General features: G+C 49.1%; 10 protein-coding genes. All 10 read right to left on the bottom strand.

Annotated elements, in window-relative coordinates; genetic code table 11:
* Nucleotides 1-5: 5 nt before the first annotated feature.
* Complete coding sequence (locus JF535_RS11410; RefSeq protein ID WP_207002193.1) at nt 6-275, bottom strand: hypothetical protein; 270 nt, start codon at nt 273-275, stop codon at nt 6-8.
* Nucleotides 276-706: 431 nt separating this feature from the next.
* Entirely contained in the window at nt 707-1,567 is an 861-nt protein-coding gene (locus tag JF535_RS11405) for an HNH endonuclease (RefSeq protein WP_207002192.1), read from the bottom strand.
* On the bottom strand, nt 1,564-3,150 hold the full coding sequence (locus JF535_RS11400) for an AAA family ATPase (RefSeq protein ID WP_207002190.1): 1,587 nt from the start codon (nt 3,148-3,150) through the stop codon (nt 1,564-1,566). The genes JF535_RS11405 and JF535_RS11400 overlap by 4 nt, the downstream gene beginning before the upstream one ends.
* 520 nt (nt 3,151-3,670) lie before the next feature.
* Entirely contained in the window at nt 3,671-5,776 is a 2,106-nt protein-coding gene (locus JF535_RS11395; RefSeq protein ID WP_207002188.1) for a DEAD/DEAH box helicase, read from the bottom strand.
* Nucleotides 5,777-5,799: 23 nt separating this feature from the next.
* The gene (gene brxD, locus JF535_RS11390) at nt 5,800-7,119 is read right to left on the bottom strand and encodes a BREX system ATP-binding protein BrxD (RefSeq protein ID WP_207002186.1); all 1,320 of its coding nucleotides are present in this window, start codon (nt 7,117-7,119) and stop codon (nt 5,800-5,802) included.
* 43 nt (nt 7,120-7,162) lie between these two features.
* A complete protein-coding gene (gene pglZ / locus JF535_RS11385) occupies nt 7,163-9,937 on the bottom strand; it encodes a BREX-2 system phosphatase PglZ (RefSeq protein WP_207002184.1) in 2,775 nt (924 codons plus the stop codon).
* Nucleotides 9,938-9,941: 4 nt separating this feature from the next.
* Nucleotides 9,942-13,613 (bottom strand): BREX-2 system ATPase PglY family protein, encoded by a 3,672-nt coding sequence (locus JF535_RS11380; RefSeq protein WP_207002182.1) that lies wholly within the window; start codon nt 13,611-13,613, stop codon nt 9,942-9,944.
* 24 nt (nt 13,614-13,637) lie between these two features.
* Nucleotides 13,638-17,327 (bottom strand): BREX-2 system adenine-specific DNA-methyltransferase PglX, encoded by a 3,690-nt coding sequence (pglX, locus tag JF535_RS11375; protein ID WP_207002180.1) that lies wholly within the window; start codon nt 17,325-17,327, stop codon nt 13,638-13,640.
* A 68-nt stretch (nt 17,328-17,395) separates the two neighbouring features.
* A complete protein-coding gene (gene pglW / locus JF535_RS11370; RefSeq protein WP_207002170.1) occupies nt 17,396-21,574 on the bottom strand; it encodes a BREX system serine/threonine kinase PglW in 4,179 nt (1,392 codons plus the stop codon).
* Nucleotides 21,574-21,786, bottom strand: coding sequence for a helix-turn-helix domain-containing protein (locus JF535_RS11365; RefSeq protein WP_207002168.1), 213 nt, complete (start codon nt 21,784-21,786; stop codon nt 21,574-21,576). The genes pglW and JF535_RS11365 overlap by 1 nt, the downstream gene beginning before the upstream one ends.
* Nucleotides 21,787-22,239 lie beyond the last annotated feature (453 nt).

The raw sequence follows: 22,239 nt of genomic DNA, 5'->3' as shown, positions 1-22,239 counted from the left end.
CTGGGCTATTTTTCAGGAAAAGACCGAACATTAGACCTCGCAGCCCCTTTCTTTAGTGATTCAACTAGCCCCTCTAGAGTAGCGTTGTGAGATGTAGCTATCTGAAGTCGTCTTTCAAGATCCTTGATCTCTTCACGCGCCTCTTTTAATTGCGCCCTTAGCTTCGCAACAAGTTGCTGCTTACTGTCTCGCTGCTGCTTTAGGTCTTTCTTGTTTTCGCCCCTGATTTTGTCTGCTTCCTCCGGGTAGTTATTGCGGATATTGGCTTCAGACATCCCAGCTTCTTCAGCAACGGAGGCTATGGAAAGCTTGCGACCCTTTTCAACAATCCTGGGCCTACCCTTTTGGATTCGAAGCCTCGCTTGTCTAATCTCCTTTGCCCCTTGCTCGTAGGTGCGTCGAGTTCGTTTAGATACATTTTTGTTCACGGCATAGCCTCAAACGAATTGGTGCCAAACTGTTGCTACTCAGAAAACCTCTCTCAAAGTCCTAACAGATAGTAAATCTGCAAGAGTCGAGGCCAAGAAACCATGCGACCTAGAACAACAGGCGGATGTGAGAAGACTCCAGTAACAAAGTTTTACTGGCACCATCAACAAGATAAACATTGGATTTTACGTATTAAAAAAAAGTAACTTGACAGCAACGAGCGCCCAACAACTATTCAAGTTATGAGTGCAAGTACGTAATCAACCAGATTACTTACCTACAAGAATCCACCATTGCAATACCAATCGCTATTTGCTAAAGCTTGAAACATTGCAGTTTGCCATGAATTCCTATACTGCAAAGAGCTTGATCGAGCCTCAATATTCAAATGCTGCTTCACAGCCTCAGCACCATTAATTTCCCGATGTATTGCCAACGTATCCCTAAGACATGCCAACTGACTACTCGACTCGACTGCATAGCGCGCAGCCAACCTAAATTCATCAAAATGTGCATGTACTCTACTTTTTGATGTTTCACTCCAGTCATTAGGTGGACTAACAAAAAACTGCAACGTTACAGGGGATGTTTGGAGAACCCTAGCGAACAACCATTGGCACTCAACAAAGTGGGATTGGTCAAAATATGGATGAAGACTCTGCTCCTCCTCGGTCGTTGGTGTGCGCGCTTGTTTTCCAGAGTTGCAGTCCTTGCAGCTCGGAACTAAATTTAAAGGCATAACCGATAATTTGGGAAACTTTGACTTAGGGAGATAATGATCCAGTGTCGTTGCATGACCGAAACCACAAAACGGACAGCGCCCGAATGGCGCACTAGCTACTAGTGAATCATAAATCGATCGTGCCGGCTTAGTTCTGGGAACCATGTGAAAACTATAAACATCTTTAAGTTCCTTCTTTGTAACATGACCGGTTACAACAGTATCGTTATCGCATTCATTTGAAGCAATGCTATATAGTTGACCAGTCGGCCCTTTATCCAGATACTCTTCCCCCGATTGCACGATACTTTCGACAACTGCATTCAATCGAAAACGTAAGCCAGGATCAGAAACACTATTGGTACATGCCTGATACACCTCCCGGGGACAGTAACCCGGGGCAGTCATAGCTCTCATTCACCCACCCCACTTAAATCACGAACCGTAATCATAGACCGCAAAATGGTCTTACCCTCAAAGCCAAGTCGGTGACCATAATCGCGCTCAATTTCTTCATAGCTTTTACCTGTCGCTACGGACGCTGCCAAAAGCTTATGGAATCCCGACTTTGTAACTTCTAGACCGAAGACCTCCCTGGTTAAGATGCCAACATTTTCTGCAAAAGTCTCGATTTCAGGCCTATCAACTACAGCATCCAGTCTTGTTCTTCGAATAATTGAAACACAGGACATGGGAACTTCCTGTAAAACAACCGGCGAATGAGTGGCAATAATTGCCACACCATTTCGGTTGACAAGTAGATCCGATAGAGCTCTAGTAAAAGCCGACAATAAAGGCGGATGAAGGTGACTTTCAGGTTCATCCAATAGCACAAGCGTTTTTTCTTCGACAGTCTCGATTAATTTTGTAATTGTCAACAAGACAATTCCATGCCCAGAACTCATACGAGAAAACAAAGATGAAACGACGTTAGAAAAGTTCTGCTTGCCATCATGTAAATCCTGCTCGTAAATACGGACAAGATAACACAGGTCCATTTCAGCAAAATTATGGTCAGACTCTAGAGTTTTAACCGCAGAAATCCATCTATCTTTTTTGGCTACTAATGAAAAACAAGTATTCAGACTTAGGACCAAATCTTCACACAGGCCCTCATCATCTTTTTGAACCCAAATCTCTTCCCCTTCATGAATCAGCCTTTTTTTAAGACCAACATATGAAAACTTCATTCCGACATTAGCATCTAGCTGATCACGAGGTGGTTTGAAGGGATCAAAAGAACTAAATGAAACTGATACGACACCAGCGAAATAGTCGGCTTCCAAATCAAAAGCATCCCCCCAGCCAGTATTTGTAGCAAAACGGCCAGTTTCTTCAACGGTACCTCTGCCAGGGAGAAGGGCATCTACCATATTATTGAGCAATGTCGTCTTGCCGACACCATTACGACCGATCAAAATATGGATATTTGATGATGGCTTTCTATTTGGCGCCACAGAAAATTCCACTTTGATACCTGAGTATTGGTCTCCCTTAGCCCTCTCATAAAAGAAATCATACTCCGTAAGCGGCGCCTCACCCCTTAAAATCCTAGAAAACTGCTGCTCGATAGATGAATTGCTTACGCTTCGTAGAAGCGATGTTCGAAAGGCCTCCTCATCGCGAGCCGTTTGCAACTTTGACTCATCGAATACAACATCACCGAGCGCATTCAATAGGAAAACCCTATCTTCACTTGATAGTTTCTCTACTAGGTTTATATAGTAATCGGCGTCTTGCCCCAGCGAGTAAAACTCTTCAGGTAGTGAGTTCCTTACGTCAGCAGGGATACGCTCAATTGTCTTACCGTACTCCTGTCCCAAAAAGGTAATTTTGACATTACCAATCTCATGCTGCTCTCCGTGCTCATCAAAGACCGTTAAGCTAAACAGTGTTTTATGGCCATAATCATCCCAATTGTCGTATTCGAGGTACGCAACAGAATTACCTTGACTTGGACAGTGATGGCCAGGTGGGAGCACGTGCAATGTTAGAGCCATTATAATTCTCCGAATAAATCTATCGTCATTACTTTCGCTTACGCGCAGCCCGATTAAATGAATACGTTAGGTGAAATTGATCATTCACAATTACAGATTCTGAAAAACTCACGAGTGGCGGTTATTAATTTTTTCACCAAATCTTCCTGCATAAACTTATACTTATCTTCAATGTCAAGCACTTTGATCTTATCAAGATGATTATCGCCACTATATCGCTGTATCCTTACCTTATGATGTTCCTCCATGACAAAAACATGATCAGCCCAATCTAACAATTCGTTAGTACACAGGCGGCTACCAATACGTCGGCATAATCTGGCATTCAAACCCGCTGATCGAATTGTGCACAACTGATATTGCTGCTGAAAGTAGAATTCTGCAGTACGGGAGCGATTTTCGTTGGCGGTACAAAGAAATAAAATGTTCACGCTCGTTATCACGTTACTCTACCAATAATTGAAATGCGCGTATCCTCAACCAGGTGCCGACTCAATTGCAAAAATTAAATCATGGGCCACTACTCTACAATCTTTATAACACTTAGCCCCATTTCACTAACTCTTGAAAAGTCCTTCTCGATACTAAAGCGACAAGCAAGCTCTCGATTAACTTCAAGTTGGGACAAGCACTCGCTGAACTTCAACTCTTGAACAAAATCCTCATCAATAGCAACAGAAAGCGACTTGCCATCACCAGCAAGGATCTCTGTAATCGCTCTGACTAACTCGTCCATAGAGTAAACATGCTTAAATTCGACACACATATTGCCCGCAATAACTTTATCAGCCTGATCGGCAAGCGATTGCTGGATAGCAGAATTCAGCAGTTTTCCTGAAAAATTCCACCAGCTTGCATTTTTATCCTCGTCCATTATCAGGGTAGTCTTTCCCAGCTCAAGCCAATCGTAAGACTCGCGCATTTCAGATAGGAGAGACTGCCCTCTGGAGGATATTCCCTCAGGAATATCTTCTCGCATCAACACATCTGCCAACGCTCTGCACAGTTCGTATTGCATTGGTTGAACATCACTCACCCACTGCGAGCGCCCCCGAACCTCAGAAGGTTCTACGTAAGCTTTCTTACGTCCCCAGTCCACATATTTTGTCTGCCAGGAGCGCCCACCCAGAGTAAGTAGTGATGGGCCTTCATCACGGACGGCGAAGGTCAGCTGATGTACTTCACCAAGCTCTTGCTTACCCCAGAATACTTTCACCATAGGAGGTGTTGTAAATACAGAAAACAGTTCCATGAAGTTCTTCGGGCCGAAACTACGTTCACCTGTACTTCCGATTCCAATCACACCTTGGTCCGAATGGAGGATTCCGGCATCCAGCATGAATCTAACAATCTCGGCCCGATCATTCTCCGAAATCGTTGAAAAGCCAGGCATCCGAGAGACCCAGCCATCTATCTCTGGAGCTACTATTCCGCCCTGTTGCAGACTCAGAGCCATAATCTGCTGTGCGTATATATGGGAAGGCCGTGGCGGCGGCTCTATTGGCTCAACATATCCATCCCGCCACAGATTCAAGAGTGCAACCGCCCGAAGAAATGCGTCTTCTTTCGTTGCCAAGAACAGACAATTTCGAGAAGACCCGTGTCGTCGTCCCGTTCTACCGATTCGCTGTAGAAATGACGCCACCGTATAGGGTGCGTCTATCTGTATCACTCGATCCAAATCACCCACATCGATTCCTAGCTCAAGTGTCGACGTCGCAACGATTACACAGTCCCGGCTTTGGGAGAACGCTTCTTCAGCGGAACGTCGTTCCTCTAAGCTCAACGAGCTATGAGAGATAAACGTCGAAACTCCAAGGCTCCGTAGTTCAACGGCCAACTCCTCCACTTTGGAGCGGCTATCTACAAATACCAGTCTCTTTTCACCTTTGTGAAGTCGAGAAATCACTATGGCAGCATTTCGCAGAGATCCGACCCAGTCCACTTGTACATCTGGAATGATGTTGCTTTCAGCCGGAGGATTGATGACACTGCAATGCGCCTCGCAATTACCTGCAAGCCAATCACACAGTAGTTCGGGATTCCCGACAGTAGCTGACAGACCTAGCCGTTGTAGTTCACGCCCAGCCAACACGCATATACGCTCCAACACCGCCAACAGGTGCCAGCCTCGGTCATCGCCAGCAAATGCGTGCACTTCATCAATAATAACGCTACGGACATCCGCAAATAGCTGTTGGTGATCGACTTTGCTCGACACGAGCATGACTTCTAATGATTCAGGTGTCGTCAGCAATATGTCCGGCGGGGACGAAATGATCTTCTCTTTTCTTGATGTTCTGATATCTCCGTGCCACAGCGCGACGGTGCGCCCAAGTAGATGACCGTAATGACTAAGTCGCTGTTCAAGGTTGTTAAGAAGCGCTTTGATAGGACAGATGTAAAGGACTGACAGCCCTTGCCAATTCTCAGAAAGCATACGTGAAAAAATAGGAAAGCTGGCAGCCTCTGTTTTTCCACCGGCCGTAGGCGCTAATAGAATGGCGTGCTCACCATTCAACACTGGCCCAATAGTAGCCTCTTGCAATGGGCGTAAACCAGACCAGCCAAGGCTATTCACGATATGGTGTTGAACTGCTGGATGGAGCTTGTCGAACTCACTCATCAACAAAACTCCCTTAGTCCCAGTTAAAGATCCAATTCAATATCATTCACAGATCCCGCCGAAGTACTGGCACGTTCCACTGGGCTAAGTTCCATATCTGAGATCGTTAAGGCATAGTGCTGGCGAGGGTCGAAATCATCGAATTGGTCGATTCGGTCCAAAACCTCGCCAACCAGTTTTTTCAGAAAGATTCTGGGCGCAATCCCAACTTTTCCACCAAGTTTACCCGTGACTGCCTGCGACAGGTCAGCGATGTAGGCATCATCTGCCATGGCAGTGATACGTGCGGAAGCCTTACTGTTTTGTGCAAATAGATCGCGAACCTTACAACCGACTTCCTTCAAGGATTCCATATCGAATCCCCGGAGCCGAATCTGCACTGCCCTAGGGTTATCGAATCGTGCATCGGTTGTAAAGTCGACTGCCAGCCGTTGAGCCAGTGGCGGGAGCCTTTGAACTCCCATTGGCCCATCATAAAAGGCTGGGGTTCCAGTGATCACCAAGTACAAACCTGGAAAGCGACCGGAATCCACTTCATCCATCAATTGGCGCAAGGCATTTAGACTTTTATCACGTACATCTCCGCGCATCCGTTGCAGCGTCTCGACCTCGTCGAGTACGAGTAATAATCCAGGGTGACCTGAATCTTTTAAAATCGTCAGTACGCCCTGGAGAAAGCTCAGTGCCCCAAAATGGTCGATATCGCCCTTGATCTTGGCATAGCGCTTGACCGCCGCTGATATATTCGGCTGCCCCGCCATCCAGGCCAGTAGACCGTCAGCAATCTCATCCTCTCCCTCCAACAAAGCCTTACGATACGCTCTTAAAGTCAATGCGAATGCAGGGGCAGACCTTACAACTTCCCCGAGCCTCTTCTCCATCAATATGTCAGTCGCATTAACAAGTGCTTCGGCATCGTCTGGATCAATGGATTGCTGTGCCAGGACATCTTCTTCAAGCGTGTAGAACCAAGACTCAACGACATTCTGAAACGCCCCTGAGGGGGTATTAGGTGTAGTCAGCCGCTCCATCAACCGGCGATACACCGTTTCAAGCCGGTGTAGGGGTGTTTCGGTTTCTGATATCTGAACTTCAGAGCATGCGAACCCAAGTCGATGGGCCTTTTCTCGCAACCACCGAGATGCGAAGGTCTTACCACTACCGTACTCACCGCGAATCGCTTTAAATACAGCACCACTTCGGCGAACTTTATCCAGCTCCTCATCAAGTGCGGCTTCAAATGGCTGAAGGCCCACTGCAAGGGCATCCAAACCATACTGAGGTACCGTGCCCCGGCGAAGTGCGTCTAAAATATCCTGACGCCGCTGTTGGCTAATAGTCATAGACTTACCTTGCAATGCCAATAAATACGAACAATAAAGCTGTTTACTCTATTTCAAACTGCTTCTTGAGATCAGAAACACTTAAGCGGATGGTCTGAGATTCACGATCCGCAGATAGAATGGAGTAACCATCCACGTTTAGTAATCGCTGAGCATTAGACAAAAAGCCTCGCAAGCGCAATTTTGGGATGAGAAGCTCGCGACAAAGAGTTGCTTCCATCACCTGCCATTGATGCTTTTGAAGAAGGCGTAACAATGCAGAAAGATCCTTATCTGAAACTGCAGTCCGCCCTGCACGATCACGCAACTTAAGGTATACGTCTGAGGCAAACAGGTCGCTAATCCAATCGCCGCTCGATTGCTCGGGAATTGAACTTGGCGCGGGAGTGGCAAACATGTCCTCCACTACTTCCGCAACCGCAGCACGCTTCCCGCGGGTTACTTTCTTTGCCGGTTTTACACTAGGCTCTGAACTGTAGGCTGCTGCGCTGTCGGCCACCTTGTCTGCTTCCGATGCCGAAAACCACCAATCGGGGAACCGTCTGGGTACTTCCCGCCATCCATTCGGTAGTTGATGATTACTAGCACTCGAGTAGATACCCAGAGGAATTACAACCTCCTGTAAGGATCCGCCACCATGGTAGCCATGATTTTTTTTGCGGACATAACGCAACCGTTCTGACCAAGGTAAAATGACTACGTTATTGTCCGTAATGACTCGATCACCCACCACCTTTACTTCAAGGTCTGAAGGTTCACTTTCTTTACCCGCCGGTTGATAGCGTTCACCATTTTCCTCTGCTGACTGCTGAAAAACTGAATCATGATCGAGTACATGACCATGATCACTAGTCATGATAATGATTCGGCCTGCCTCTCGGGCGGCCTCCATGACTTGTCGTAACAGTGCAATCGACTCAAAGGACCAGTCCACAGCAACTTGAGAACTGCTTGAAAGCTGGTCATCAATGGCATTGATTACCACCGCAAGTACTCGGTGTTCTTTGCCAGCAATAACCCCGCGAATGTGACTGTGAAGGCTTCCCGAGCCTGGCTGAGACAGATCTTGCTTATGGAATACTTGAGGTGGGAACTTGGTTGAAGCAATTTTCTTCAACGCAGGATGCGCTGAAAATGCTCGTTTCTCGTCCGCTGCACTACCCTCACTGAGGCCACCCGATAATAGTGAACAACGGCTTACCTGAGTGACCGTTGGCAGTGCTGCCATCAGGCAACTACTGCTATCCTGGCCTTCTGGCTGAAGCTCCAGCCAATTGTGGTGGCTGAGATCCTCGCCCAGCTGGCGATACACTGCCTCGCTCATGCCGTCTAGAACTAGTAGCAATACTGGCTGATTTTCAGCCAATGGAACAACCAGTTCGTCGATAGCTCTTTCCACCGGAACAATATCGCTCGGCAGCTTGTCACCTCTAGCGACACTCATCAGCTGCTGACCAAAGGCCTGATTTTGATTTTCTCTGACCTGCCTAACCTTTGCTGATAACTTCTGGTAGACCTGATTAAGAGTGTCGTGCGCATCTCCCGCCCAGATTTCCGTGCGAGCCCAATCACAAAATCCCCCCTCAGCCGCATAGTCCAGCATTAATTCAGCTGCTGTGCCGGGACTTCGAGAACTTTTAGCCAGCCAGCGGGTAAGCCGCAATGCCATCTGAGCTCGTTCTACCGCTTCTCGATAGAGGGGCAATCCACTAAGTGCATGACTAGACAGGTGTTTAAATGCAATCTCAGCTTGCTCAAGATCAGCATTCTTCAGGGCAACGTCCAGCGCACCAGAAAAATGGGTAAGCCTGGCCTGTACCGCACAAGGCATCAAATCAGACAATTCCGCAGCCAGGGTCATGTCCACGCTTGCGAGAACCTGCTCGGCCTTGGCTAAGCAACCTGCATATCTTTGATAGGGTTGAGATCCGACCCAACGCTTGATTAGTGAAACTGCAGCATCACCAATCGCCCAAAATGATGTGCTCGGAAACTTTTTCGCACTTAAATAGCGCTCTGTGAATATGCCTCTGCTCACGTACAACTGAGACATGTCTATTCCATTCGCGCGTTCAACATCTCCGGAAAACAAAACAGAGCATGCGAGCGCCAAAGGTAGAAGGTCACTACCTTGCCCATTTAGCAAGATGGTGGAAATTATCTCATGGGTATCTGGAAGACCTGGCGCAAGCCAATCCGAAAGGTTATCACGCACGTCTTTAGGTGCTTGTTCAATTACGCTACTGACATCCAGCCTAGTGCTCCAATCCAGCAATGACTCTAGGTCGATATCAGCGTCGGCGTACTGCAAGTGCCCGATCGCAATAGCACGCCAGGCCCCTTCCAGATCCAAGACTTCACCAAAACTGAGCTTTTTATCAAACCTATCAAAGCCGCTCAGCATAGCTTCCGCCATCCAACGACCATGCTTACGAATCAGCCGAGGATCGATATCTCGCACCTTAATGAGTTGTTGGAGTGTTTTCCACGGACTGATGCGCTGCGGCTCGTTACGCCAGAGACGAGCAAGTACATCTTGTCCAAGCCTCAATATATCCAGTGCCGATAAAAGAACTAGGCGTCGACCAGTTTCACGCTGAACACCATGTTTAACCAACGCCTCCCGGATAGCGAGCTCTGACACACAGTACACCACTTGCAGTGTATTGCCTTCAATCTCAGCTTCAAATTCGGAAACTGGAAGTGGATCTGGCCATACGAAAGCAATGCAGTCGGCAGCACCATCGCGCTGAAACACAGCCTGAATTTGAGTAACAACGGGCATCGGCAACACAGCACCACTTTGCGAGTTTCTCATGCCTTTACTCCCCGTCGCCCTCGAAATCAGGTTGAGTAATGGTATAAGTCACATCCAATACACATCCTTCTTCTAACTTACTCTCTATATCTGCAAACAAGCTTTTCGCCTGCTGCCGCGTTAACCCAGTTTTCTGCGATTCGACAACTACACGGCTGCCAGGAGTAGGCTTCTTGTGAGGCTCAGTATGCGGCGGTTCAATTTGTGACGGCTTTTCACTCAGGAGTGCTGTGGCATCAAGTTGCCCTTGACGTAATGCTTCCTGCAGGGATGTTACGAGCTCATCCGCCTGCAGAGCACTATTCAGCCGGTTACGAATAGCCTCAGCCTCAGCACCCGGTTTCTTCCACGCCAAATCCAAAAGATCCCAGTTATTGCTTTCAATCGCTTGGACCACGCTAGCAGCACTACTGATACTCTTGGCCAATGCATTGGCACTCGTCACCCAATGCGCATTCGCCAGTGCCTCGACCAGCGCAGCACCCTGCTTTCCTTGAAGCTCTAATAAGAGCTTTGCAGCGTACTCCGCATTCGACAACCGGTTGCAGTGCATTGGGAGGTTCATTCTGTCCAGCGCTTTCTTGAGTGTGCCCACCAGGCCATCACAGGCAGATAGGTAGCGTTTGACCTCTGCTTGAACCTCCTTCTCCAGAGTATTTTGGTGATTGGCTGTCCTCAGCGAATTGATCGTCAAACCGAAAATCGTGGCGGCATGATCGACCCCGCGTTTCCAGGTTGCCGGTTCAGCAAGATCGTGCTTCACCAATACCAAATTATCCGGCATATCTTTCAGTGTTGGATCATAGTCATTGCCATGCAAGGTAAATGCATACTGGCCATGCTCGGCAAACACCATAACCAGGAGGTTTTGCACTATTTCGGGCAACCCTCTTGGCGCGGGCAAATCCATAGCACTGCGGAGACGTTTTACACTCACAGGATCACCGACAAACTCATCCTTTGCGAGTTCACGCGTCAGGTGGTTGGGCCAATCATCTTTGAAAATGAAGTGGCGTTCATGCATCTCGCCTAGCTTCAATGGCTGCGCTATCGTCCGCATCAATGGTCGCAATGGGCTATCAATATCTATTCGACCGTTAGTAGCGTGAATCGCTCGACGCAATTGCTCCATCACCTTACCTAAATCAGCCAGTTTGACCTCACCCTCAAACTCCGGATGATCCGGATATTGAAACCTTAAAGCTTGATCAAGTAACTGCTCAAACGCATCTTTCAGGTTCGTGCCTATGGGAACATTTGGCGTGAACCCAGTCTCCAGCGAGTACACTTGAGTATCTAGGGACGTCGAATCATCCAGAGATCCAGGTATGGGCGCGGCAGCTCCATAAGCACCCATCAAATATTCTCTCATTCGTTGACGCAACTGGCTCCGCTGGTTCCCGAGCAGCGTGCGAGCCTGACCTCGCTCCTGCGGCTGTAGATGTCGTGTGAATGAGGTGAACCGATCTTCGGTCTTAAGCACATACTCCAATACAACCAATGTGCCCAAGTCTTTTTGCGCATTTTGACTAAAAAAATACGGTAGCCAGCACAAAGTCCGAGTACTACTTCCGTTAGCCTCAAACTCTTGGATTCTTGCTTTATCGTCAGCTGGAGAGTGGTTTCCCTGGTCGAAAGGGAAGTCCACAATAACTTTCCAATCTTCGCCTCGAGCTTCAAAGCGAGTATTGTCGGTAATCTCGCGAATATTCTGGAAGTCGACCTCTACTGTTCGGCGCGTACCACGCCAGAGGAATACTCGTTCAATATACAGCTGACTTTCGTCCTGCACTCCGAATGCTTCAAAAAGTAAATCCTTGATCAATAGGCGACGGGCGCCATCCGTATCGTTGATCTTAGCTTGATCGAGAATACTCTCCGTATCGACTCCAGAAAGCTGAATCGCAATCAGTGGATTAGTGTCATCACTGATCTTGATTTCACCTACGCGACCGGCCCACTTGCGGCATTTCTGCAATACGGTCTGCGCTTCACGCCCTGGAATTGGTGCTTTGATCGTTCCATGATTTAAAGCCGCTAGTTTATTAGCCGTGAGCTGCTTGAAACAGTCCACTTCAGGCACCAATGCAGAGAGAAGCAGTGTTTTAATAAGCCTTAGATCATTATTGAATGCTTTGCGTTTAGGATCACTATAATCCAAGGACTCCAACTGTTCGTACTTAAGGCTGTGTTCTTCCTCAAGCAGCGGTAGCAATTTACGAGCGAATAGTTGTTTTGCATTGTCGAAATGTAAGCGCATTGCCTCCGAAAAGGGTTCGGCATCAGAGGCAATCACATCGTATAAATCCCCAACTGGGATACAATTGCCAAGCTCCAGGGTCTCTCGCTGATCAACCAGCAGCATCAACATAACCTTCAGCGCTGTACGCTCTCTTTGCAGAGCAGACGACAGGGCCACCAAGGCCTGCACCAGAGCTGGGCTAAATGGATAGAGCGAGCGGAACATTTCACGATCACCGCTGTTGGTGAGCAAAATATCCTGGACTTCAGCACGCAAACTCTGATCCATACGCCCGAAAGATGAATCAATCTCCTCTTTTGCCGCCGCATTGATAGGCTTCAATACCCGACGTTCAGCAATAACCGGCAGGTTTCGGTCTTCCAGGGTTATGGTGTGGAAGCGTCCTTCCCAGTATTTCAGCGAATCACTCAAGGCCTCCTGCTGGGCTCCTGTGTATTGATCACCCACAAATTCCCGCAAATCCCGCTGGCGGGCAATAAAGCTCGCCACAGGTAATGCGCGGGCCTCACTAGCCTCCACCAGTTTGACCACTTTTTGAATGTTATTGCCGATAAATCGCTGATCCGATAAATGGCTGGCCAACCACAGGATCAGCTCATCAAGGAAGAGGATAATGGCATCATAACCAAGCGCTTTGGCGTGCTCAGTCATGATGCGCAAACCTTCGTCGAAATCGACGTAACCACCGGACTCGGTATTGGCCATATCCTGCATGGAGCTGAAGAAAGCTCCTATAAGGTCACCGACGAGACGTGACTTATCATCGCCACTGGCCTGGTCATTTAATACAGCATCGAAACTGGCTCCGTCCCATCCTGCAGACAGATCTCCCCAACCATCGTCTTCCGCCGCAGCCGCCTTCTTATTGAGCGAATCAAAAAATAGCTCATCACCCATATTGCTGCGCATTTGGCGAGCATCGCGGAAAAGACGATCACTCAGGTAGAATCCGGGGATAGGTGCTTCCGGATGCAGGTGTTTTATGTGACGGGCGTACCCGCCTAACACACCCGCCTCAATACTCGCTGCACCGATCATGTGATATGGAACCAGTAAAATATTGGCTTGTTGAAGCCACTCATCGTGCTTGGCCACCGCGGGTGCCAGTTCGTTAATGGCGCGAGCCTGAGCATTGCCCTGCAGCAAAAGATTGAGTACCGCCATAAAGTGTGACTTACCGCTACCAAAACTGCCGTGCAAATAGGCGCCCTTTTGGCGGTTCTGAGTACCTACCACGGTACTTTTTATAAAGCTCAATGCATCATCAAAAGACTTCTGCAACTGTGGGGTCACCACGTATTGCGACAGTGTCTGGTTGATGGATTCATCGGCGAGGCCAGAGGATAGATTTAATACAAAATCCCCACGCTGAACTTTCTCTGGAATTTCGATCAGATCTTTGATTAGAGTCATCTTTGTATCCTGTTGGAATCCATTTTACATGGGTGACTTTTTCTTACGTCCACTGCGCCTTGATGCGACAGCAGGCGGCGCCCATTCGAATAGAGACGAGTGTGGTATATCCAGCAATCGTAACTCCTCCATCAGGAAAGCCTCGTAGTAGTCACCCATGCGCTCGCCGAACTCTGGATCAATTTCGTTATGCCATTGCTTCAACCAAGGGATCAACTCGTCCAAAGCCACCAAAATTGGAATAAGACGATTAGCGCTCCATCCTTCACTCTCCTTCCGTTCTAGGTACCAGGATGCGATAGCTGTTGCTCGCTGCAAATGATCTAGACCTGCCCAGCCGATTACTAGGGTGCCATCACCATCTTTTTCACAGCCTGGTAGGGAAAAGAATCGCTCTTTCTGGACATCCAACTTACCACGAAGCCTCCAGTAGCTGACTTTGAGGAAATCTGCCTGCTTGTATTGAGGTGGCGCAGGGATCTCACCCACTTGACGTTCCTTTTCGCGTGCAGCTGCTTCGCGAGCTAAATCATATGATGCACGTTTATCAGAATCTTCCCTATCCTTTGCAGGTAAATCTTCATCAACACCGTATTTAGCATCAATGGCATCCTCTTCTCGCTGCTTACCCCATACTTCTTGCCAGGCTCTAAACTTCGGCATTGAAGTTGATTTCAAGCGCGCAGCAGCCATTTGCGGAACGCTTTCACCATCCACGAGCTCACAGACTAACGCTTGGAGATCCACTAGATCGCTATCGCAATACACTTCAGCGACTCGCAAAAAAATGGCCTCTTTACGCATGCGATCGGCTAATTGAGCACAGGTCTGCAGCTCAACAGATTGGCTATTTCTCACAAGCCTATTGAGTAGCCATTCCTTGGCCTCGCTCTTCAATCGATCTTCCCAACTGTCACGATTCCAGCGGCGCTTGTATTCGGGCTGCTCAATAAGCTTCAGGCTTCGATTTTCTTCCATTATTCTTAATCGACGCTGCACCAACGCACGGTAGTCGTCGGGCCAATGAGATGGCAACTCAACCGTCGGAATACTTCCGTGACGATCAAACCATGTAGATTCAACCTCACCTGAAGCTAACTTTCGGGCAAGCAGTATTTCAAAAGCACGCTCACCCAATTGCACTTCAGGAACCTCCCCATCGTAGCAAACGGGCTCATCAGTAAGGTTGTAAAGGAAGTAAACATGCCAATCCAGCTCTTCCTGTAGCGAAATCATTTTCGACCATATATCAGCCTCCTCCTTTTTGGCCCTTTCGAGACCTTCGGTCATTAATTTGTTTTCATTCTCGACAACTGCTTTTGGTGAAACTTCTTTCAATCTCATAGCAAGAGAATCGAGACGTTTCGCAAATGTGCTTGCTTTTAAACTGGAGTCATTCGGAATGGGGAACTCCATTAGCCCAGTCCCAGCATGATCATATCGTTCATCCCAAAGCGTCTTCCTAACCCTAGCACCTTCACTACCAACATGATCCCCACCTTTTGGATAGAACACTTGCTTCATCCAAAAACATCCTGTTGAACTATTAAGGAGGCCAAGCAAGGGGAAGTGGTCTGCTTCGGAACTCCCTTTCGGCAAAGTAATGATTGGAGCTGAACGGTTAAAAATTTTGCCACCACGAGCAAGAACAAAATGATTGTGTGTAGCTACGTGCGCAAACGTAATACACAAAGAAGTTTTGTTTCTCTCTCTTGGTATTTGGTGATATTCCGCAAAATGACGCCCTGACGCTTTGTAAGTTTTTTTGCCAAAAGTATTCCTCGCCCACAATATTGTTCGCAAAGGCCAGGCATACCTCTCCTGTTCTCTGGAAATCGAAAATAAGATCTCTGAGTCATATGGAAAGAATACTGCTTTTGATGCGTTCAGAGACCAATCTCGAACCTGATCGCCTTCAACCAAGAGACGATATTTCTTGGGAAACCTGCATGACGACAGCTTATTGCTGGGCACGGCAAAAGCTTCATCTTCACCGAGGATTGCTCCAAATCCATTTATATCTATTCTTGAAAGGAGTCGCTCACGCCCTCGCTCGATCAAGTCCTTCAGTTCTGAAGCACCACCACCGGAGATACTCCAGGGATGCTTTGAGAAAATCGATCGCTCTTTATCTGAAACACTTATATATTCATTCTCAGAGCCTGCCTTGGGTGTCATAGAAACGATCGATGTCCACGCCCTTCCCTGAGCCGGGACATCTGGCACAGCCGACTCACCACGAATCCCCATTACGGCACGGATAGCCCCTGGATTAGGCGCCTGATTACGTGCGAAAATTATTACCGTTGGAGTTCCATGCCCCGGGATATACGCCACGGAGGTATCAATTACATGAGTTAAATCTTTGCGCGGAAGGTAGTCCTCAATTAGCTTTTTCCCAAACTCACGCTTCATAAAACTATTCGCAGTTATCATGCCCAGATATCCCGCCGATTTATTTCCCTCCGGCCACAGGGTTAAATCAAAGAAGCGCTCGGTAAAAGGAGCACCCAGTGAATACTTTCGGTAACAAGTCGGATATTTGTCCCGATAAGCCTGATTTAAGGCTTTATCACTTACCGTGATGTAAGGTGGATTACCCACTACCACGTGATAGCGCTGGCCAAGGATTTCATTTAGTCTTTTCTGGTCCTCTACTTCATATGCATGCTGCTTTTCAACCTCTAAAAGCTCAGTTTGAATTCCCTGCCCCTCCCACTCAAATCGACGACCATGTAATAAAGAGTCGCCACAGGCAAGATTGAAGTGAAAATCTGGTGCTTGATTTATCTTATCTGCACCAGCCGCTTTCATCGCCGCAATCAACAGGCGGAAACGACAGATGGCAATGGCATATGGGTTGATATCGGTGCCATGCACCACATCAAGCGCGCGCTGCGCCAATACTCGCGTATTGATACCTGGCTCACGCTTCAGCCACCGTTCAAAAACTCGCTCAAATGTAGTCAGCAGAAAGTGGCCAGAACCACATGTCGGATCAATCAAACGCAAGCCCGGTAGGCCAAACTCACTGATAGCAGGTTCCAATGTGTAATCGAGAATAAAACTTTCCACAAACTCCGGGGTCTGCAGTAGTGCATAGCGTTTACGCACGGATTCCGATAGGTCCTGGTACAGGTCGCCAAGGAAACGAGTATCCCAATCGGTATCAGTAAAATCGTGCTGAATATCTCCTGTGCCCGGATTAAGCCTTTGAAAAAAGTCAATTAGACGCTTAGCACCATCGGCAGAAACTGGAATCAGCCACAGCGGGTTATGGCGGTGGTCGAGCAGTTCTGCAATTACAGGGAATCGCTCGAGCTCATCAAACAAGTCGAGAAGATAATGGCGCTCTTCGTGTGTTGGGTGCTCGTTAAAGTATGCGACCATCCGTTCTTTGGCCTGCTGAAGAGCATTCTCTCCTTTGGCATTTTTTACTGGGCCTGCCAACACCGGCTCGGCCAACAGTCCATTGTCTTCAAGAAATCGTACAAACACACAGGTCAACACCCAGGCAACGGCTGCTTGGGTGATCTGGGCTTCACGCCATGCAACGAAGTGCTCCGCCGTGCGCTCGGCCTCCAATGCCGCCTGGTACTCTTCTTTGAGATGCTGATTCAGATCTTGATTTTCCTCGCTGTAAGCGAGAATGTCCTTTTCGATATGTGGCAAAAGGCCCTGAAGGTTTTTCAGCAATTCGGTGCGATTAATCAAGGTAATGTACTCTACTCTATTCAGCCCCAGTTTCTTTTGGGGCTTTATAATATTTATTTTCAAGCACCTTATGCGGCGCCGATATTCTGCTCATCTATTTCGAGCCAACATGCTGGAATTCGCGCAAACTCCTTACTGCCTGCCCCAGTCGGGACCAGTGTTTTGTCAATCATGGCCGCGCTATGCTGTGCATCTGCGGCGATCAATAGGGCTAAACCATGTAGTTTCCCACCATCTCGATTACTGGTTTCCATAAGTTGTCGGCGCAAATCCGATAACCAGCTGGAAACAAGCTCATAACGGGCTAGCAACCCTGGGTCGGTAAGCAGCACAGATTGCTCAGTCGCTAAGATTTCTCGAGCCATCGAAGGTAGCGCCCGATGCACTAAACGTTGTAAGTTCTGCCAATCTCGTGAATTTTTGTCTGCGGCATCGGCCCGCAGAATCACTTGCCAATCAGGCGCCTTGGGCATAGCTTCACAAACTTGGTTGACATGCCGCAGAAGCAGGTCATCAAAACTGATACGCTCGAATGGGAATTGACTACAAAGCTTTTCTTGGGCTCTATGCCACAGTGATGGTCTTACTGTTAAAGCCAGGAAATGAGAGTCTTTCGCCACCTGATCCAATCTCTTTTGCAGGTGTTGAACGTCTCGCAGTAATGCAGTGTCATCCTCTCCCAAATGAGTGCTCTGCATTATGCTCGTTGTAGTGCTGGCCAAGCTGGTCAGCCCGGCAGTGGGGAGGCAATATCCGCCTTTGCTGCCATTGGCGAACTCGAAGACACCATCCCAGCGAAACCCAATATCAAGGGACGAAATCAACTCATCCAGTTGAGGGCGGCCAGGTAACTCTTGTGCTGCCGGATAACGCCCAGACACGCGAGACTGTATATCTTTAACCGTCAGCGCCTTACTGCCCAACAGCGCACCCTGTGCGAGTTCTAGCGCCTGCTTTGCCGGCATACCACGGGGATAAAACTCTGCTCGACTCGACAACGCCGCGGTCTGTGATGCTGCGGCCGCAAGGCGCAACAATCGGTGATTGCTGAGGCCCGCAAACGAGTCTGGTGCGGGTACAGCTCGTACGCGTTCGAGGGTACGAACAGGTGAGAGCAATGGGCTAGCCTGAGCACATTCGTCGGCCAATGCACCCAGGTCACAGGCGTAATCAGCCAGCTCCTCACCTTGGGACTGACGGTTATCTGCGATCAAAAAACCATTGCCAGAGCGACGTAATAGCCAACGCGGCTCTTGCTTACTAAGCTCGGTTTCGACTGCTGAGCGCACCACCGCGTAGGACCAACGCTCACGTATTGGACTGTCTTGTACTGAGCCACGGCGAAGCAATGTAGCATCTGCCAGCTCAACCGCGGTCATCACCCCACCGTTGTCCTCAAGCAGGGTCACGATCTCGTCTCTTAGATCGGTAACAACCTTGGTTTTACTCCACTGCGCAAGGACCTTATCAATTAGCTCTCGAACCAACAGGGTTTCAATACCTAAATGGCCACTGATTGCAGCTGGAGTCGGCCAATGAACGTTGTGAGTGCCTTTTGGTGCATCGTCATCCAGCCTACCTAAGTATTCGTTCAGGAAGCGCACCTTGGTTGGATCCGTCGCCTTTATGGATTTCGGCATGATTTGCTGGAACAAACGGTCGACACTAACAACACTAGTGTCACCAGTTTGAAGTTGCTGCACCTGCTGTCCTTCCAGCAGGCGCGCCTGCAATTGGCCAATAATCTCGGACAGCTCATTACGCGTTTTTACCCCCACACCGGTCCATACACGAACTCGTGCACGGTTAAGCTTGATTAGATCGGCGACAGTGTTGATATTGCGGCGGCTCAGGGTATCCAGAGCCTGGGGGCTCAATTCCAGCAGGCCGATCTGGGTATCCAGCTGAGCTTCGGCCACCGGGCAGGTGCGTTCCGCTGGGTGCAGCGTGGAGTGTTGAGTGTCTGTACGCGCCTCGTGGAAGACCTTTCGCCATTCGCGCAGCATTTCACCTGCACTGGCAAATCGTTGCCCCACATCACGTATGAGCGCCCGACGGAAAAAAGCCACCATACGATCGCGAACACTGGGGTCGAACACCGTGCGATCGATCTCTAGCTCGCCCTCAATCTGTACTGGCAGGCCTTCGGCCGATGCCCAGTTAGGCAGTGCGCCAGCGGCCATTTCATAGAGTGTGAGGGCTGCGGAAAAACGCTCCGCATGGTCATCCCAGCGACGCCGACCTGGGTCACGGATGAAGGGGTCCATATAGGCCAATGTACCCGCGGTTATATTCTCCGGCGCAACATTGGACAGAGAGAAATCGAACAGCACCAGATGCAGGCTACTTCCTTGCATCATCAGACCGATATTTTCCGGTTTGATATCTCGATGGACGAGCGTTTTGTCTTCGAGATGTACGACGGCGCTAAGCAGATCGTCACCGAATCGCTCTAACAGTTCCAGCTGAATCGCACCTACTTGACGCAGCCGCTGTGACAATGTGCCCTCAGAAGCAAAGTCGATCATAAGCGCAGTATGGCCGCCGATTTCCAGCGAGCTGTGATACCCAACAATGGCCTGGTGCCGTAGAGCTTTAAGTACCTCACCCTCTTTAATTAGGCGGTTATTGTGATCCGGGCTAGATGCCACCTTGAGCACGCGCTCCTGGCCCTGATAGTCCACCAGAAACACAACCGAACACGCTCCTTTACCAAGCGGCCGAACAACCGTTATACCGCCGGGGAATGTATCGCCCTTACGGGCTTCAGTGGGGTTGGAACTCCGGAGATTTTCGGGCTGGCTAATTTCATCTTCCAGTTCATCCAAATAACGGATGAATTCGGAAACAGACTCCAGTCGATTGCCTACATCTGGATGCGTCGCATACTGCACCAGGTATTGCATGGTTTCGCTGGCACCATTGATCTCGTCGGTTACCTGAAGACCATTGCCACGACGGAGCTTATCGAGGAGTTCTATATCACTTTCCGACGGCCTTTTTCCGGTAAACAGATGATACGCAATGGCTCCAAGCGAGAAGACATCCATGTGCACGCCATCTGCTTCTCCGCTGTGGGCTTCTAGCGCGACGTATGGACCCGCTTCTTCCTGGATCAAGCGACTCATGTGGCTGAGCGCACTGATATGCCGAGTTTCGTTTTCGTAAATCCGCTCAGCTGTAGCCCAGTTACTAATTTTGATGGCGAATTTCTCGTCGCCCTGCGCTTTCACCCAAACACTCAGCGGGCTCAGAGCCCGGTGATACAGCTTTTGTCCATGGGCATATTGCACCGTTTCCGCAATTAGCCGAAGCAGTTGTAGTGCACTATCCGTATCTAGCCGACGGGACTGCCCCAGGTTCATCAATAGATGATCGAGCCGGAAGGCTGTGGAATCGTACTCGTATACGAGAGCCGGGCCATTATCGTGGTGCTGGTACTCTTTAGCCCGCAGGATACCCGGGTGCTCAATACCTTCGAGCATCCGGAACTCGAGCCTGGCTGCCTTTTCGAGGCGCTTTACTTCTTCTGCTGGCTTCCCCTGAGTCAGATAGATGCGGACTTTACGCTCGACACCTAATTCAGGGTTAGAGGCCTGCCATTCCTGGAAGTGGTCTGATTCATCCAGTAACTTGGTCAGCTCATAGCTACCGACCCTTCGCATACGGACCGATTCTTTTATTCCAGCCTCTTCCACCGCGCGAGAAACGGTTTTCGCTGCGTAAGCGGATATCTGCTTGTGGTTCCAGTTCTCGTCGATTTCAGTGATTGCGGGGATCAGCTCTTCGCGGTTAACCACACCCTGCCTGGCATTGCCTTCAAGGCGAATGATCAGGTTCTCGGCAGAGAGAAATACCAGAGCCTCGATGAAAGGCACTGATTCTTTGCTGCGACGGAATGAAGGCTGAGTCTTCAGCAACGACGCTAGTTTCTGAGCCTTTCGACGGGTCAGAAGGCGCGGGTTATCAAAGATTTTGGGCCGGCCACCTTCAGGCTTTTCCCAAACCCAGTTGGATGCATCGCCACCAATCACGCCGGGATGGGACTTGATCTCAATGACGTACATACCCTTCGGAGTCAGCACCATCAAATCGACTTCATTGATCGACCCGTCGAGCGCGATAAACTCAAAGTTGGCCCAGGCACGATAGGGGTCGTGATCGGGCAACAGCTCCTTCGCATAGGCTAAGGCCTCACGTTCCCAAGCATAATCGGACGGGGTTATCTGCTTCCAGAAGTTATCCATTACGTAACATCCTTATCGCCCAGCTCAAACATATCGCCAACATCGCAGCTGAACAGCCGACAGAGCTTCTCCACTGCCTCCAGCTCTACCCGCGTAGCGGTCTCGTGGTACAGCAGCGAGATGGTGCTGCGGTTGAGACCGCTTAACCTAGCTACATCAGAGATGTTCATTTTTTGCTCACCCATATACCGGGAGAGATGGCATCTGATCATGGCATCGACACTTGGAATGTTATGGCCAGCCACTTCCCTGCCGGGAGCGGCACATTGATACGCTAGATTGCATCTTGCTGTGCTGGATAGCAAGAAAAAGCGATGGAATCTGTAGGATACAGAGGTGGCCCCGCGCTCCACTGATCAAAAAACAACCACACGATGAGGGAAAACCCAGGATAGGAGCTAGTAAACCAAGGCTTTGCCATGAGGCCCAGCCAGTCCACTCTGGTTCCTCAGCGCATGCACTTGGTATTGGCTGTGGGAAGGCCACGCCTTTTAGGGAGTAGATACGGAAACCACGTGGAAACGCCCCCTCGATCAGAGCTACTGGAATGACCCGCGTCGGTGGAAATGAGGCTTAGCTTCCCGTTGCCAGTCTCTGAGCCATTTCCTTCTATTCTTACTCTCGGCCTGCCAATTCTGGAAAGTGCGTATACACACCATCGGTAG

The sequence above is a fragment of the Microbulbifer salipaludis genome, assembly GCF_017303155.1.
GTDB classification, from domain to species: Bacteria; Pseudomonadota; Gammaproteobacteria; order Pseudomonadales; family Cellvibrionaceae; genus Microbulbifer; species Microbulbifer salipaludis.
The sequence above is the reverse complement of the archived record's forward strand: the minus strand, read 5'-3'. Positions and strand labels throughout refer to the sequence as shown.